Below are 16,769 nucleotides of genomic sequence, written 5' to 3'. Positions count from 1 at the left end.
TTAGATCATACTAAAAAGATTAAAAGGTGCATCCATATCAGACATAAATGAACCAATTAAATAAAGAAGAAAAGCTGCCCCTACCAATCCATCTATACGATCCATAAAACCACCATGTCCAGGCAATAAAGAACTAGAATCTTTAACAGAAAACCGTCTTTTGAGCCATGATTGCCCTAAATCACTCAATTGTGAAACAATTGACAAAACAAGTGTAAGAAGTGGCACAAAAAAACTTGCTAAATTTATATCAAAAAATCCAAAAGAAACCCATATACCACCGAAAACTCCGACAAATGTACCACCAAGTGCTCCTGACCATGTTTTATTAGGAGAAAATTGTGGTGCTAATTTAGGTCCCCCTAATGCACGTCCGATAAAATACCCACCAATATCTGTTCCCCACACTATCGTAAATAAGAAAATAACAACTTGGAACCCCAACATTTCATGATCCCGTAGAAAGCATAAAGCAACAACAGGAAAAGATGCATATAAAAAACCACAAAAAACCCAACCACTCTTTTTTATAGATATAATAGCCAACACCGCAGCCAAAACGATTAAAACACAAAAAATCAATGAAGCAGATACACTCAACACTAAAAAAAAGCCAAAGATCAAATAAAAGGTACTTGCTAATATTTTTTGTAAAATACACCATTTCTCTTTAGTAATACTCATCCACTCATAAAGAACAAAACCGCCAATACACCATACAAATAAAAAAAAGAAGATTCCTCCCAACCATGTTAGATACAACGCAATAACGCCAAACACAAAAGCTGTCAGAACACGATAAACCAAATTAGACAAAACAACATCCAAACAATAAAAATAGAAAATACAAGCTCTAAAATTGACGCAAGAAAAACTTCCCTACGCAGTATTTTTATTTCATACTTGTATAAATTTCTCTTATAATTTATCATAAATAATTCAGTCTACAAAGATAGCGCTTTTGAGACCAATAATCAATGAAACCAACTTCAAAAATCTCCGTCAGGATTAATCCTAAAATATTTTTTTTAATATTTTCTCAAATATAAAATGAAAAAGCAGCTATCTATCTCCCATATGAATTAACTAATATAGCTTTCGTATAACAACACTTCTCTATCAACTATTCGTCATTGAAAAACGAATTACGCCACATAACATCTGCTTGATCGATTATACTCACATGTTTTATAATGGGAAAATAAGAGAAAGGTTAGGCTTATTTTTTGCGTTATATTCTTTCCCCAACCCTCATCTTAGAATATTTGAATAATTTCTAATAATACTTTCATTATGTAGTTTAACAAAGACATGCTAAACTAAAAGCCCTCACCATGCTGCTCAATAGTGTCTTCCTGCAAAGAGCTTGATTTACCATGCAGATTAAAAAATAAAAACATCTGCCCTTTCAAATCAATCCCTCCCATATCAAGATGATAAAACGATAAAATACCTTCCTGCATCACACCTTGCTATCACAGAGCACTCTACTTCCTACTATTATCCATAGAAACAATTTACAGGCTGGAAGTATAACATCTTTCTCTAGCGACAAAACCGTCTTAAACGTGCATAATTTCAGATTCTTTTACGGCTAAAATTTTATCAATATCAGCAATCGTTTCATCTGTGAGTTTTTGAACTTTTTCAGACAAACTATGGGCTTCATCTTGTCCAATTTCACCATCTTTTTCTAACTTTTTCAAATTGTCCATACCATCCCGACGAACATGACGTGTAGCAACACGCGCTTGCTCTGCATAGTGATGTGCAATTTTTACAAGTTCTTTACGGCGCTCTTCATTCAACTCAGGCAAAGGAATACGTAAATTCGTACCATCAGTTATGGGATTTAAACCAAGACCAGAATCGCGAATAGCGCGCTCTACAGCTCCTACCATCGTTTTATCCCATACAGAAACAGAAAGCATCCGAGGTTCGGGAACAGAAATATTAGCAACCTGATTTATGTGCACAACAGAACCATAAGATTCAACGGTCAACGGTTCTAATAAACTGGCCGATGCACGTCCAGTCCGCAAACCACCTAATTCATGTTTAAAAGCCGCAATAGCACCATCCATGCGACGTTTCAGATCATCCATAATTGATGTAACATTCATATTTCTGTCTCCTTCAATTGTCCTTTGAAGCTTACCCTTATTCCGATACTATTGTAAAGCGTCCTGTTCCATTCAAGACCTTAGCCAAACCGCCTTTTTCATGAATGGAATACACAATAATCGGTACATTGTTCTCACGTGCTAAAGTGACCGCCGTTGAATCCATAACAGATAACCCCCATTGTAAAACTTCAACATGTGTTAATTGGTCAAAACGCTTAGCCGTAGGGTCTATCTTTGGATCTGCTGAATAAATACCATCAACTTGTGTTCCTTTAAGAAGGACATCCGCACCAATCTCTGCTGCACGTAAAGTAGCAGCAGAATCAGTGGTAAAAAATGGGTTTCCTGTACCACCCGCAAAAATAACAACTTTTCCCTGATTCATATAAGCTATTGCTTTACGTTGCGAGAAACTTTCACAAATTTGTGGCATAGCAATCGCAGAGAGTACAACAGTTTCAACCCCTAATTTTGTCAAAGATGTTCGCAATGCTAAAGAGTTAATAGCAGTTGCAAGCATTCCCATATGATCCCCTGTCACTCGGTCCCCACCACGCGAAGCAACAGCAACGCCACGAAAAATATTTCCCCCACCGATAACAACCGCAACTTCTACCCCCATTGTGCGCACTTCTGCAATATCAGCGGCAATACGGTCTACAACAGAAACATCAATGCCAAAACTCTGCCCCCCCATAAGAGCTTCACCAGAAGCCTTTAAAAGAATACGTTTATACGGAAGTGCTAATGCCATTAATAATCTCCCCAAAAGCACATTGACTTTTTGCTTTTGACATCACGAAGGGCACCACTTTTTTCACGTGACGCCCTCTCAACAATTACATTGCTCCCATCAGAGATTCTACAACCAACGATATGATTTTAAATCTCTGATCAAGAGTTTGCAATAACTAGCCTTTTACAGCAGCAGCAACCTCTGCAGCAAAATCAGACTCCTCTTTTTCCACACCTTCACCCAATGCAAAACGAATAAAGCCTGTAATTTTTGCTGGTGCGCCAATTGATTTTTCAGCATCCTTTAAAGCTGCCTCAACAGTCATATCAGGATTCATAACGAAAGCTTGAGAAAGCAAAACAACCTCTTCAAAAAACTTACGCATACGTCCTTCTACCATTTTTTCAATGATATTTTCAGGCTTTCCAGACTGACGTGCTTGATCTGAAAAAATTGCTTTTTCACGTTCAACAGCAGCAGCATCAACATCTTGTGCTGTAAGCGCTAAGGGATTGGTTGCTGCAATATGCATCGCAACCTGCCGACCAAAAGCAAGAGCAGCCCCTTTATTTCCTGTTGTTTCAATCGCAACCAAAACACCAAGCTTACCAAGACCATCAGCTACACTATTGTGTATATAAGTCGCAACAACACCATTCTCAACAGACAATTTAGCGGAACGACGAAATGTCATATTTTCGCCAATTGTACCAATTGCATCTTTAATCGTAAGCTCTACAGTCTTCTCAGAACCTGGATAAAGAGAAACAGAAACAGATTCAACATCACCTGGCGTATCTAAAGCAGCAGTTGCTACATTGCGCACGATATCTTGGAATCCGGCATTGCGTGCAACAAAATCTGTTTCAGAATTAATCTCAACCAAAACCGCATTTAAATCTTTTGATACGACTCCGATTAATCCTTCAGCCGCTGTACGACCGGCCTTTTTATCTGCTTTAGCTATTCCTTTTTTACGAAGCCAATCAACAGCAGCTTCCATATCACCACTGGTTTCAGCTAGAGCGGCTTTACAGTCCATCATACCAGCGCCAGATAGTTCTCGAAGTTCTTTTACTTGTGCAGCAGTAATGCTCATATTTGCCTCTTTATTCTGTAATAGTGAAAGCGTGCAAAACCCCTCTGCACGCCTATAACTTCTTCTTTAAACAATAAAAGTACCTTAATTAGGCGTTTTATATTATTCAGAAACTTCTGAAACCGCATTTTCTTCCAAAATAGGCTCCACAGGCGCATCAACTTGAGCTCCTAAATCGATACCCATTGCTCCTTGCTGGCGTGCAATACCATCAAGGGCGGCACGAGCAAAAAGATCGCAATAAAGAGAAATTGCACGTGAAGCATCATCATTACCTGGTATCGGATGCGTTACGTCATCAGGATCGCAATTGGTATCAATAATAGCGATAACAGGAATGCCTAAACGTTTTGCTTCTTGAAGGGCAATATTTTCTTTATTCGTATCGATGACAAATATAAGATCTGGAACAGATCCCATATCTTTAATACCACCAAGCGCACGATTAAGCTTTTCACGATCACGTTCAAGATTTAAACGTTCTTTTTTGGTAAAACCTTGCGCCTCAGCAGCAAGAATTTTGTCAAGCTTTCGCAAACGATGTATCGAATTGGAAATCGTTTTCCAGTTTGTGAGCATACCGCCAAGCCAACGTGCATTAACGTAATACTGGGCAGAACGATTCGCCGCATCAGCGATAATATCAGATGCTTGCCGTTTCGTACCAACAAAGAGAATACGACCACCACGCGCAACAGTATCTGAAACAAGTTTAAGCGCTTGGTATAAAAGCGGAACGGTCTGAGCAAGGTCAATAATATGGATATTATTACGCTGACCATAAATATAGGGAGTCATTTTGGGATTCCAACGATGAGTCTGGTGACCAAAATGCACACCTGCTTCTAAAAGCTGGTGCATAGTAAAATCGGGTAGTGCCATAAATCTTATCCTTTCCGGTTCAACCTCCGCGGAAAAAGCAGGAAAACCTACTACCGGCGGATGCTTGCTAGAATTTTCTCACAAATTATTTGCAAACACCCAAACTCCGCGTGTGGAATAGCGCAAACATACTAATATTTGATTCTTTTTCAAGTCATTTTCTTTAATCATTTAATATTTGCATTTTCACATTGATTAAGATCTTTTCCAAGTTCCAAGAATTCGAGACTGTTCAATTTTGCACGCACTGAAAAAGTTCCATAATCTATATGAAGATCACGCATGATACCATTCTCATTTAAGAGAAAACTACTACGATAAACCGGCAAACCATCTTTATTTTCTCCATCATCAAAATAAGAAATTGTAACAGGCCAATATTCGTCTTCATCCAATTTTCTCACTTTTTCCGTTTCGCTATCAGATAAAAGCGCCTTCTTTTCCCCTATGACAATACTTTCTTTTATAACTTTATCTGCTTTATTTGTCCCATCAAATACAGTAACATTGTAAAAATGATGCCCTGCTTTTGCATGGCGGATAATATTTTTTAGTTGCATCATTGGAAATTCAGCCATTGCAAGCTTATACTCTTTTTCCTTTGGCTTTTTTAAGGTAACTGTAATACCATCTTGAGTACGCTCCGCGACCCCCTCAGCACGATGCGCAACCTCTTCTCCCTCTTGATCTGTAATATTAAAACGAAATGTACGGCTATCTCCTGTTTCATAACTCGTCGTCTGTTGATCCGTTAAACGTACCGGCATATCTTCAATGTGAACACGACTAATAAAACGAAAACGTGTGCTATAGCCTTGGCATGCCGAACCAGTAAGCTCGTAAACCATTCGCCCTGACATCGCAGAAATTGTCATGTCATGAGAAACGCTATCGAGATGAAAATCATAAATTGCTCGATGAGGCACAATAAAAATAGGCTCTTCAGCTCTCGCTGTACATAAAAAAACAATATATAAAATTATTATAAATAATGATCTAATCATTCCCAAATTCCAAACTTTATCCCCGTTGCATAACATCATACAATAAGGCAAAAAAGGCTAATTTCTCAATTAACCACACATTTCCTTAAATCAAAAAATAGATTATACAATGAATGTATTATAGAGCAGCTATGGAGTTTAAATTATGACCAATATGATTGAAAAAAACTTAGAGAAATTCGGAATCACTCTTCCTGAAGTAATCTCCCCCCTTGCCAATTACATCACCACTTCACAAAGTGGCAATCAACTCTTTATTTCTGGACAACTCCCTCTTATTAATGGAAAACCAATAGCCATCGGTAAAGTTGGTGCAACTGTGAATACCGAACAAGCCCAAAAAGCATCCGAAGCTTGCGCTCTCAATATTCTCGCTCAACTCAAGGCAACTCTGGGTGACTTAAATAAAATAAAACGTGTGGTAAAAATTACTGTTTTTGTGGCTGTAGATTCTCATTTTACCGATATTCCTTTTGTTGCCAATGGAGCTTCTAATTTATTCGTCAATATTCTTGGTGAAATTGGAAAACACGCCCGTTCTGCTATTGGTGTTGCCTCTCTTCCTATGGATGTTCCTGTAGAAGTTGAAGCCATCATAGAAATCTAAGCCTTTATATAAGACAGTGCACCATCCTAAATATAACTAAAGTCAAAATACTTCTTTGTCTTACACTCTGATAAAATTTGTATTTTTTCGTTTTTAATTAAAATCTTAAACTTACAATAAAAGGAAATATTTGTATGAAACAAGCTTATGATAATAACAATATTTTTGCTAAATTGATTCGCAATGAAATCCCTTCTGTTCGTGTCTACGAAGATGATGATGTTATTGGATTTATGGATATCATGCCACAGGCACCAGGTCATACGCTGGTCATTCCTAAAAAAGGCTCTAGAAACTTACTTGATGCAGATACTGAAACATTATTTCCTGTTATTAAAGCTGTTCAAAAAATTGCAAATGCCGTCAAAAAAGCCTTTCAAGCAGATGGCATAACTGTCATGCAATTTAATGAAGCAGCTAGTCAACAAACCGTTTATCACCTCCATTTCCATATTATACCACGTATGGAGGGAATAGAACTTACCCCTCATAATAATATAATAACGCCTACAGAAATACTTGAAGAGAATGCAAAGAAAATCCGTGCAGCCTTATAACACACTCTTAAGTTGTTGTGCTTTTTTTTCCTACACGTTTTTTTGTAAAATTTTCCGTTTTACTTTTCTTTGAACTTGCAGATATATCGGAAGATGAAATTTCTAACTGTAAGCTTTCTTTTTTGCCATTTGATTTTTGTGTCAATACGCGAACAATGCCACCGTTGCGTAACTTTCCAAATAAAATTTCATCAGCTAATGGCTTTTTAATATATTCTTGTATAACACGCCCTAATGGGCGTGCTCCCATCTGAGAATCGTATCCCTTATTGGAAAGCCATAAAGTTGCAGAAGGGCTTAATTCAAAACAAATTCCCCTATCAGCTAATTGTGCTTCAAGCTGAAAAATAAATTTTTGCACTATCTGCTTGATGATTAAATGAGATAAAGGTGCAAACGGAATAATTGCATCTAACCGATTACGAAACTCTGGTGTAAATAACCGATTGATTGCTTCTATATCCTCACCATCACGATGTACCTTCCCAAATCCAATAGCTGACTTTGCCATATCTGAAGCACCAGCATTGGTTGTCATAATCAAAATAACATTGCGGAAATCAATTTTCTTACCATTATGATCTGTTAATCTACCATAATCCATTACCTGCAATAAAATATTAAATAACTCTGGATGTGCTTTCTCAATCTCATCTAGCAATAGGACTGCGTGAGGCTTCTGATCAACAGCATCTGTAAGAAGACCTCCTTGATCAAACCCTATATAACCTGGAGGAGCTCCGATTAAACGTGCTACCGTATGCCGTTCCATATATTCTGACATATCAAAACGCAATAATTCAATGCCTAAAGATGATGCAAGCTGTTTTGCAACTTCAGTTTTTCCTACACCTGTTGGTCCTGAAAATAAATAACTTCCTATTGGTTTATCCGGTTCGCGTAAACCTGCTCGCGCCAATTTTATGGATGAAACTAAGACGGAAATTGCCTGATCTTGCCCATAAACAACATGTTTGAGTTCTCTTTCAAGCTTACTCAATATCTTCTGATCATTCCGAGAAACTGTTTTTGGTGGAATTCTTGCAATTGTAGCAACAGTAGCCTCAATTTCTTTAACACCTATACTCTTCTTGCGTTGTTTTTGTGGCAAAAGCTTTTGCGCTGCGCCACTTTCATCAATAATATCAATTGCTTTGTCAGGTAACCTACGGTCAATTATATAACGTGAAGATAATTCTACGGATGCCTTCATCGCCTGATCTGTATATTTAATCTGATGAAAATCTTCAAAGTAAGGCTTCATCCCCTGCAAAATCTTAATCGCATCTGTAACAGAAGGTTCATTAATATCAATCTTCTGAAAACGACGCTCTAAAGCACGATCTTGTTCAAAGAATTTGCGATATTCTCTGTAAGTCGTCGAACCAATACATCGCATAGTTCCAGAAGATAATACAGGTTTTAAAAGATTTGCTGCATCCATATTTCCCCCTAATGTCGCTCCTGCTCCAATTAAGGTATGAATTTCATCAATAAATAAAATAGCATCTGGATACAGCTCAAACTCTTTAATAACTTGCTTTAAGCGTTCTTCAAAATCACCGCGATAACGTGTACCAGCAACAAGTCCCCCCATATCAAGAGAAAATATTGTTGCATTTGATAAAACTTCAGGCACTTGCCCATCAACAATGCGCTTTGCTAATCCCTCAATTATAGCGGTTTTCCCCACTCCAGGATCACCAACCAAAAGCGGATTGTTTTTTGACCTTCGACATAAAATCTGAATCATGCGTGAAATTTCTATTTCACGGCCAATTAATAAATCAATTTTTCCATTAAGTGCTTTACAATTGAGGTCAACACAATAATTCGTTAAAGCACTTGTTCCTCTTTCACCATTATCCGAAATCTGCTGATCTAATTGCTCTTCAAGTCCTTCAAGTAACATGGATAACCCATCATCACGTGTGATACCATGCGAAATAAAACGTACAGCATCATAGCGTGTCATTCCCATTTCTTGAAGAAAATATGCTGCATGGCTTTCACGTTCAGAAAAAATTGCAACAAGAACATTTGCCCCCGACACTTCATCTTTTCCAGCTGATTGTGCATGAATCACCGCACGTTGGATAACACGCTGGAAAAAAGCTGTAGGCTTTGTATCCTCATCAGCTCTAATCTGTTCATCTAACTCTGAGCGAAGATAATTGGTTAAGCGCTCTCGCAATTCCTCTACATCTACCTGGCAAGCCTGAATAACGGAATTTGCATCGGCATCATCTAATAGCGCAAGTAGAAGATGCTCTAATGTTGCGTATTCATGCCGTGCTTGAGTAGCAATTGTTAATGCACGATGCAAAACCTCTTCAAGACTAGGTGTAAAAGATGGCATAATTCCTCACTTCCATTCCATTACACATTGTAACGGATGTTCATTTTGACGTGCACATTCCCTCACTTGTAATATTTTCATTTCAGCCACTTCATAAGTATAAGTTCCACATTCTCCTATCCCACTGTGATGAACATTTAACATTATTCGCGTTGCCTCTTCGAAACTTTTTTTAAAAAAGTTCTTCAAAACGAAAACAACAAAATCCATAGGTGTGTAATCATCATTAAGCAAAAAAACTCGACATAATTTAGGTTTTTCGAGTTTTGCTCTAGCCTTAGGTATTATAACCGCACCATGCCTAACTTCGTCCCAATTCTTGCCCTTTTCATTATGCATAATATGAGCTATAGAGTTTATTATGAGGATCTGTCCCATTATCGTTTTCCATGCAGCACATTTTTTATTAATTTTAAATTCTTTCATGACTATTGCAATACCTGTATGTATTAGAAAAAGATTCCCTCTATGGTTAGACTTCAATCACTCACTCATAAAATAACTTCTGTAAACAAATTAGTAATACCATTCGTCTAAACTGCATCAACAAATTACAGAAAAGGAAGCTTTATAGAAGTTTTTCAGGATAAATGGAGAAATAGGATACTGCAAGTGTATATTAATTATCAAAAAATTATGCGCTACTGTAAAACAATAGCAATTTCTTTTGTTGTGTTAGCTTTTTCTTACTGTTGGGCATCAGCTACACCTCAAGGAGCCTATCCTGATAAGTATGCGGCTATTGTTATAGATGCTACTACGGGAAAAACTCTATTTCAAGCCAATGCAACACTGAAACGTTATCCTGCTTCTTTAACAAAGATGATGACATTGTACTTACTCTTTGAAGCTATGCAGATGCGTCGTGTGACACCAAATACACCAATTCCTGTTTCACATTATGCAGCAATGCGTCCACCGACAAAAATTGGGTTTAAAGCAGGCCAAACAATTTCTGCAGAATCAGCAGCTAAAGCACTCATTACAAGATCCGCAAATGATGTTGCTGCTGCCATTGCAGAATATCTTGGAGGTAGTGAAAAAAAATTCGCTCAAATGATGACAGTAAAAGCTCGTAAACTTGGCATGAAACATACACATTTCGCAAATGCTTCAGGACTTCCGGATGTGCACAATTATTCTACAGCACGAGATATAGCAACTTTGTCATTAGCTTTACGTAAACATTTTCCAAAACAATATAAATTGTTCAAAACAAAAAGTTTTAATTTCCGTGGACATAAAATTAACAGCCACAATAAACTCGTTAAAATAATGAAAGGTGTCGATGGAATTAAAACAGGATACACACAAATGTCAGGTTCTAATTTAGCAACTTCAATGCGTCTTGATGGGCGCTCTGTTGTCGCTGTTGTTATGGGAGGTAAATCATCTACTGCACGTGACGAGCATATGGCTAGCCTATTGAATCAATATTTGCCCAAAGCAAGCCAAATGAAAAGTGGTAAACATTTAATGGCTTCTGTACGCTATCACTTACCGACTGGCGCCAATACTCCTATACCGACTATTAAAGCTGATTCAAGTAATTTTGATGATGAAATTTCGACTATGTTGACAGCATTTGCAGAACAACCTAAAAACTCCAATATCGCAATAACGGCTGTAAATAAGGTAATTATACCAATACCAAACCCTCAAAAAACTATACCGGTTGAGACTCATAAAATTGTAACAGCCTCTTTGTCCACAAATGCCGGATGGGCTATCCAAATTGGTTCTCTTCCTAGTGAAGAACAAGCAAAAACTTTACTTTTAAAAGCAAAAAATATAGCTTTTTCTACTTTAAAGCACGCATCTTCACACATGCAACTGTTTGAAAAAAATGGGCAGCGTTATTACCGAGCGCGCTTTACAGGGTTTCAATCAAAAAAAGCTGCATTTGATGCTTGCTCTACATTAAAGAAAGCAAATTTTAACTGCTATACTGTAGCCTACTAAAAATTTTTGAATTCTGCGTTAAGGATAGTATTATGACAGATAATGCTTTTGCTTCATTCCATAAAAAAGAAATTTTATTGAAGCAATCATCCCTCCTTTCATTGCGTTCTCTTCACGATGCTGCCGCAAAACTTACTGGTTTAAAATATAATTCGACTGCATTAGATACACAATCTCTTGTTAACCTTCTCATTTGCCAAACAATACGCAACCGTCGTCTCATAATGCCTCCTGTACGCATTCATTTACGCGTTGCTAGCCAAACTGGTAATGTGCCTATTAAAATCCGTTTAGGAGCAACAAATATTTAATTCTACAGACCATCTCTAAAAAATTATTTTATTATTAACCATTATCTACAGCCTTAGAAAACCCTTTGATAAACATACTTTTTTCTTAAATTATGGAATTGTACTGATAGCTTTTCCAACTATCCAATACCTCCAAGTTTTCAATAAAACCATTATTAAGGACATAAAAAAACACCCAATATTTTTCCACTTTTGGATTTAATATAAAAATTATCCTTGATATCTTTTTGGAAAAAATGAATAGCTTCATTGGATGAAAGCTTACCATTTTAGGGATTATTGTAAAAGTTCAATAAAGAAACTCCCTCTTAATAACGGTTCCCCCTACAACATAAACGCTGTAAAAAATAACCTAACTCCTCTTACTTTTATTTCTTTCAACAGACAAAGCAAATTGGAAAATACAAATACTATCGATGAAAAAACGTAAAAGAAATTATCAGATTAAATATCATGATAACGATTTCCATAAGATTTTAATTTATAATTTATTTTTTGCATATTGAATAAGAGTTTTTCGTAAAATTCTCTTATTTTCCTTCTTATATTCAATCAGTCAAAATCGTTCGCTTGCTCATCACGAGCAAGATTGGCATTAAACTATTAAAAAAAGAAATCAAAATATCTCTTATGAATCATTTCAAGTACTCTAGAATCTTTTGTAACATTGAAAGTTGAAAAAAAAGGATGATAGTGCTAGTTTTCTCCCTCTATAAATAAAGATGCTAATACTCTATAGGTTTTATACCATTCATGGAAAACTTACATTATACTATTCATATGTAAGATACTGATTTATAAAGATAGTTCATTATTTTGCATGTTAGATAAAAATCTCGAATATCGTAAGATTCTCTCATTTGAAATTTGTTTATGTTGAATCAATCCAAACCGTTCTCTTGCATATTACGAGCGAGATTAGTGTGTGGCGTGAGACCGCACCAAAAAAACTCAAAATGCCTATAATGAACCGTTTCAAATGCCAAGGGCTTTGGTCCCCATACAAGGGGGGCTGGTAAAGTGTATAATCGTGCCAGCATACTCTTTTTATTAAGCATAAAGATGGGGACAGCTCAATGGATTTACCGTTATACCATTCACAAACGCCGTCGCGAAATGAGTTTGGGAGCGTTGAGAGATATTTTTTTAAAAAACTCATGAATGAGTAACACGATAATGTTCCATCGTGTGCATTCTATTCTTATGAGAATTTTGATAAATATTTTTAAATGTATCCGTTATTATTTATTTTAGTTTTTTTGACGGTACAGAATTTATAAATAAAAAAGATATTTCCAATATATCTCTTAATTATTGTAAATTAACATTTCTTTTCAAGGTATTTTTTACCATACTAGGTATCAAAAGATCTTCACTTCTAAAAATTAAAATCTTTAAAACTCTCTCTCCTCATCATAATTATTCAGATTTAAAACAAATTTTCCTTGGATACTCAGGCACAATCTTCCATTACTTCAAAGATATGGCTATGGAAACTTTTAAAAGTCACAAAATCCAGCTAAAAATAATGGCAGATTGATCACTAATTTTACTTTACGCTTTTTTGTTTTTTCCAAATAAGCTTTATCAGGAAATAGGATCCCTCTCCAAAAAGTCCAGTTATGGATTGAAAAATGTTTCAGCTCCTAACAAGATATTGTATTGACTGCAAGACCACCTTTACTTGTCTCTTTATAGCGTTCACTCATATCATGACCAGTCTGGCGCATTGTTTCTATACAAGCATCAAGAGAAACAAAATGATCTCCATTACCATATAATGCAAGAGAAGAAGCCGTTACCGCCTTAACAGCTCCCATTGCATTACGCTCAATACAAGGAACTTGTACAAGACCTGCAACAGGATCACATGTCATTCCCAAATGATGTTCAAGCGCAATTTCTGCCGCATTTTCAATTTGAGCTGGCGTTCCACCTAACGCTGCGGTCAACCCTGCTGCGGCCATTGAAGATGCCGTTCCAACTTCACCTTGACACCCAACTTCTGCACCAGAAATAGAGGCATTATGTTTGATAACACCGCCTATAGCTGCTGCCGTTAATAGAAAATTATGTATTCCCTCTCGATCTGAATCATCATTAAATTGAAGATAATAACGCAAAACTGCTGGGACAACACCAGCTGCCCCATTTGTTGGGGCTGTAACAACACGACCACCTGCTGCATTTTCCTCATTGACTGCTATGGCATATACCGAAAGCCAATCATTTGCCCAAAGTGGATAATTGCGATTTATCTTTTGATTTTCCAAAAGCGTTTCATGCAGCTTTTTAGCACGCCTTAGAACACGCAATCCACCAGGCAACTCACCTTCTTGTGAAAGACCTCTATCAATGCAATTTGTCATCGCTGAAAAAATTTCATCAAGCCCTGTATCAAGAGAAGAACGCTCTATCTTTGTTTCTTCATTTAAGCGCTTCATTTCAGCAATTGAAAGTCCTGATTTTTCTGCCATTGATAACATTGCACCAGCAGAATCAAATGGATATGGCACCTCAAATGTTTCTGGTTGTATATTATCATTCATATGGCTTAATTCATCCTCAGTCACAACAAAGCCACCACCGATAGAATAATAAATCTGCCGCAACAGAACATTCCCATCAGTATTAAGTCCTTCAAAGGCTAGTCCGTTTGTATGTCCAGGGAGAATTTTCTTTCGTTCAAAAATAAGATCACGCTGCACATCAAACTGATAAGCGGGATGGCCTTCTGGTTGCACTTTTTTTTCACGTATAACTTTTTCTAACAAAATCCCCATGCTATCAGGATCAACAGTAGAAGCTTTTTCTCCTAAAAGTCCTAATATGATAGCCCTATCTGTTGCATGACCAATACCCGTGAAAGCTAAAGAACCATAAAGATAAACACGTATACGAGAAACTTGAATATCAGACGACTGAGAAAAATCTCCTATCTTTTGCAAAAACATATTAGCAGCTGTCATCGGTCCCATCGTATGTGAGCTAGAAGGACCAATCCCAATTTTAAAAAGTTCAAAAACAGATAGAAACACGTATCACCTCAAAACTATAGTACAGCTTGAGCATATATGCTTTTTCATAACGTTTGTCCCGTTTAAAATCAAATTGCGAGATAAACTAAAAAAATGACAGCAATAAACACGAATGTCGCTCGTCTTGCTACCACCCAACACTTTCTCTCTATAGTGTTTTCCATTAGACTCACCTTCAAAAAACGGACAATGCCCCTAGAGCCACCGCTCTTAATGTTTCAAACGTAGTAAAATAAGTGTTAATATGCAATATTAAAATTCAATAAGGATGCGAAATTCTTATCGGAAATATTTTGCATAATGCACCAAGTTCTTCAAAACGTATGCTTAATTATATAAAATATTTTATGGGTATGTTTCAATGAAACGTACAAAGTTTTCTAACGATTCTCGTTCTGTCTCAAAATTGTTTTCTGGAGCACTCATATCGCGATAACCAAGTGCCATACCACAGATAATATGGCGATCAGAAGGAATAGATAAAAGCGTACGAATCTCTTTATGATAATCAGCAAAAGCAGCTTGAGGGCAGGTATCTAATCCAAATCCACGTGCAGCTAACATAATGGTCTGCATAAACATACCCAAATCAAGCCAACTCCCCATTTCCATGTCGTGATCCATTGTAAATAAGAGTCCTACAGGTGCATCAAAAAATAAAAAATTTCGCGCCTTTTGATGAAGTATTTTTTCTTCATCACCTTTTTGAATTCCAAGACTCTGATAAAGATCCAAACCAACTTTTCGACGCCTTGAAATATAAGGCTCACGCCACTGACGTGGATAATAACTATATTCACGCTCTCCTTTTACACCTGAAAGCACAAGTTGTGAAAGCTCTTGCCCTACTTTCTGTAATACACTTCCTGTAAGCACAATCACTTGCCATGGCTGAATATTTGTTCCAGATGGTGCACGTGCTGCAAGTTTTAAGATTTCTTTGATTGTTTCCAACCTAACTGGCTGATCCGTAAAAGCACGAATTGACTTTCGTGATAAAATAGATTGAAAAACACTCATAGGAGAAACTGCCATTGTTTTTTACTTTCTTTATGAAAAATAATTTTTTTACTTATCAAGGACAATATACTGCGAAAATACCTTCGCAGCTTTTTTCGAACACTCTATTTCTTTAAATGACTTACACATTTCATGTAGTGTTAAAGATTCCCCTTAGAGATAGTGTAACCTATCTCTTTTAATAAAAAGAAAATTGTCTAAAAGCAGATGAAATAAATTTTATAATCAATGATTAACCCCCAACTCCGCTAAGCTCTCAAAAAAACTCTCCTCAATTCGTTCTAAATCCTGTAGAAGATCATCAATATCATTCTGCATCTGCTTTAAATCAGCTCGTTTTTTATGAATTCCTGCAATTAATTTCTTAAGCTTCTTCTCATCATCAGGTAGTTTTCCAACCATTGTCAACATATCAGATATTTCAGACAACGAAAATTTAACTCTTTTAGCACGCAGTATTTGTTTTAACTTATGATGATCCGTTTGTGTATAAAGCCGTGTATTTCCACGCCGAAAAGGAATAAGAAGTCCCTCTTCTTCATAATAACGCAAAGTCCGAGCTGTTATTGAAAACTCACGTGTTAATTTTCCAATTGAATAATATTCGTACATTTTTTCATTCTGTCTTCATAGATCACATTGTGATAAGAAATATGTCTATTTTTTATAATACTTAGTGAGCACCCTAATCTCTACTTCCCTGCATTCTAATTTAGAAGAAGATACATTCTTGTCATACAAGTATTGTATAGTAGAGAATCAATTATTTTTTAGATTACAGAAAAGACTATCGATCTTTCATTATAAGTCCTTTAAAATCTTTATAGAAGATATCAATCAACAATTTTCCTAAAATTCAAAATCAATCATTATTTAATTTGTAGAGAATCAACTCTTTTCCTTGAATATGACTTTTGAGTTTCACATAATTACAAAACAATAAGCTACTAAAGATGTTTAAAATAACTATTGCCTTATAATTTTTGATATTTTTCAGGAAAATATGCAACTTCTGCATTTCGAAATAAAAAAACGTCTGAATAGAAAGTTCAGACGTTTTTTTATTAT

Annotated in this window: 16 protein-coding genes; 4 read left to right on the top strand and 12 right to left on the bottom strand. The window is 36.3% G+C overall.

Annotation, left to right across the window (positions count from 1 at the left end; genetic code table 11):
• The 7 genes from ACFIKB_RS05400 to ACFIKB_RS05370 form a co-directional block, all read right to left on the bottom strand.
• The gene (locus ACFIKB_RS05400; RefSeq protein ID WP_375636267.1) at positions 1 to 816 is read right to left on the bottom strand and encodes a phosphatidate cytidylyltransferase; all 816 of its coding nucleotides are present in this window, start codon (positions 814 to 816) and stop codon (positions 1 to 3) included.
• 503 nt (positions 817 to 1,319) lie between these two features.
• Positions 1,320 to 1,463, bottom strand: a complete 144-nt coding sequence (locus tag ACFIKB_RS05395; protein WP_375636266.1) for a hypothetical protein — start codon at positions 1,461 to 1,463, stop codon at positions 1,320 to 1,322.
• A gap of 99 nt (positions 1,464 to 1,562) precedes the next feature.
• Positions 1,563 to 2,123 (bottom strand): ribosome recycling factor, encoded by a 561-nt coding sequence (gene frr / locus ACFIKB_RS05390; protein WP_375636264.1) that lies wholly within the window; start codon positions 2,121 to 2,123, stop codon positions 1,563 to 1,565.
• Positions 2,124 to 2,160: 37 nt separating this feature from the next.
• Complete coding sequence (pyrH, locus tag ACFIKB_RS05385) at positions 2,161 to 2,880, bottom strand: UMP kinase (RefSeq protein WP_375636262.1); 720 nt, start codon at positions 2,878 to 2,880, stop codon at positions 2,161 to 2,163.
• A 157-nt stretch (positions 2,881 to 3,037) separates the two neighbouring features.
• The gene (gene tsf, locus ACFIKB_RS05380; RefSeq protein WP_375636260.1) at positions 3,038 to 3,961 is read right to left on the bottom strand and encodes a translation elongation factor Ts; all 924 of its coding nucleotides are present in this window, start codon (positions 3,959 to 3,961) and stop codon (positions 3,038 to 3,040) included.
• Positions 3,962 to 4,063: 102 nt separating this feature from the next.
• Complete coding sequence (rpsB, locus tag ACFIKB_RS05375; RefSeq protein ID WP_375644672.1) at positions 4,064 to 4,843, bottom strand: 30S ribosomal protein S2; 780 nt, start codon at positions 4,841 to 4,843, stop codon at positions 4,064 to 4,066.
• A 167-nt stretch (positions 4,844 to 5,010) separates the two neighbouring features.
• Positions 5,011 to 5,847 (bottom strand): cell envelope integrity EipB family protein, encoded by an 837-nt coding sequence (locus ACFIKB_RS05370; RefSeq protein ID WP_375652985.1) that lies wholly within the window; start codon positions 5,845 to 5,847, stop codon positions 5,011 to 5,013.
• A gap of 145 nt (positions 5,848 to 5,992) precedes the next feature.
• Between ACFIKB_RS05370 and ACFIKB_RS05365 the strand changes: the two genes are divergently transcribed.
• Together ACFIKB_RS05365 and ACFIKB_RS05360 are read left to right on the top strand one after the other, a co-directional pair.
• Positions 5,993 to 6,454: a RidA family protein gene (locus tag ACFIKB_RS05365; RefSeq protein WP_375607219.1), complete on the top strand. Its 462-nt coding sequence runs from the start codon at positions 5,993 to 5,995 to the stop codon at positions 6,452 to 6,454.
• Positions 6,455 to 6,588: 134 nt separating this feature from the next.
• Entirely contained in the window at positions 6,589 to 7,011 is a 423-nt protein-coding gene (locus ACFIKB_RS05360; protein ID WP_012755038.1) for an HIT family protein, read from the top strand.
• A gap of 7 nt (positions 7,012 to 7,018) precedes the next feature.
• Here the strand turns inward: ACFIKB_RS05360 and clpA are convergent, their stop codons facing one another.
• Both clpA and clpS read right to left on the bottom strand, forming a co-directional pair.
• Positions 7,019 to 9,370 carry an ATP-dependent Clp protease ATP-binding subunit ClpA gene (gene clpA / locus ACFIKB_RS05355; RefSeq protein WP_375652984.1) on the bottom strand — a complete coding sequence of 784 codons (2,352 nt, stop codon included), beginning with the start codon at positions 9,368 to 9,370 and terminating at the stop codon, positions 7,019 to 7,021.
• Between the two features lie 6 nt (positions 9,371 to 9,376).
• Positions 9,377 to 9,748, bottom strand: a complete 372-nt coding sequence (clpS, locus tag ACFIKB_RS05350) for an ATP-dependent Clp protease adapter ClpS (protein WP_375636340.1) — start codon at positions 9,746 to 9,748, stop codon at positions 9,377 to 9,379.
• Between the two features lie 234 nt (positions 9,749 to 9,982).
• Here clpS and ACFIKB_RS05345 point away from each other — a divergent pair, with 234 nt between their 5' ends.
• Together ACFIKB_RS05345 and ACFIKB_RS05340 are read left to right on the top strand one after the other, a co-directional pair.
• Positions 9,983 to 11,332, top strand: coding sequence for a D-alanyl-D-alanine carboxypeptidase (locus ACFIKB_RS05345; RefSeq protein ID WP_375644669.1), 1,350 nt, complete (start codon positions 9,983 to 9,985; stop codon positions 11,330 to 11,332).
• Positions 11,333 to 11,364: 32 nt separating this feature from the next.
• Entirely contained in the window at positions 11,365 to 11,643 is a 279-nt protein-coding gene (locus ACFIKB_RS05340) for a hypothetical protein (RefSeq protein WP_375626277.1), read from the top strand.
• A 1,646-nt stretch (positions 11,644 to 13,289) separates the two neighbouring features.
• Here the strand turns inward: ACFIKB_RS05340 and ACFIKB_RS05335 are convergent.
• From ACFIKB_RS05335 to ACFIKB_RS05325, 3 genes are all read right to left on the bottom strand, one after another.
• On the bottom strand, positions 13,290 to 14,681 hold the full coding sequence (locus tag ACFIKB_RS05335) for an L-serine ammonia-lyase (protein ID WP_375652983.1): 1,392 nt from the start codon (positions 14,679 to 14,681) through the stop codon (positions 13,290 to 13,292).
• 345 nt (positions 14,682 to 15,026) lie between these two features.
• On the bottom strand, positions 15,027 to 15,716 hold the full coding sequence (locus ACFIKB_RS05330; protein ID WP_375644668.1) for a nitroreductase: 690 nt from the start codon (positions 15,714 to 15,716) through the stop codon (positions 15,027 to 15,029).
• 210 nt (positions 15,717 to 15,926) lie between these two features.
• The gene (locus ACFIKB_RS05325; RefSeq protein WP_375644667.1) at positions 15,927 to 16,313 is read right to left on the bottom strand and encodes a MerR family DNA-binding transcriptional regulator; all 387 of its coding nucleotides are present in this window, start codon (positions 16,311 to 16,313) and stop codon (positions 15,927 to 15,929) included.
• Positions 16,314 to 16,769: the final 456 nt, after the last annotated feature.

Origin of the sequence: Bartonella sp. MR110HLJHH (assembly GCF_042194225.1) — a bacterium.
GTDB classification, from domain to species: Bacteria; Pseudomonadota; Alphaproteobacteria; order Rhizobiales; family Rhizobiaceae; genus Bartonella; species Bartonella grahamii.
Note: the sequence above shows the minus strand (reverse complement) of the source record. Positions and strands in the feature narration are given on the sequence as shown.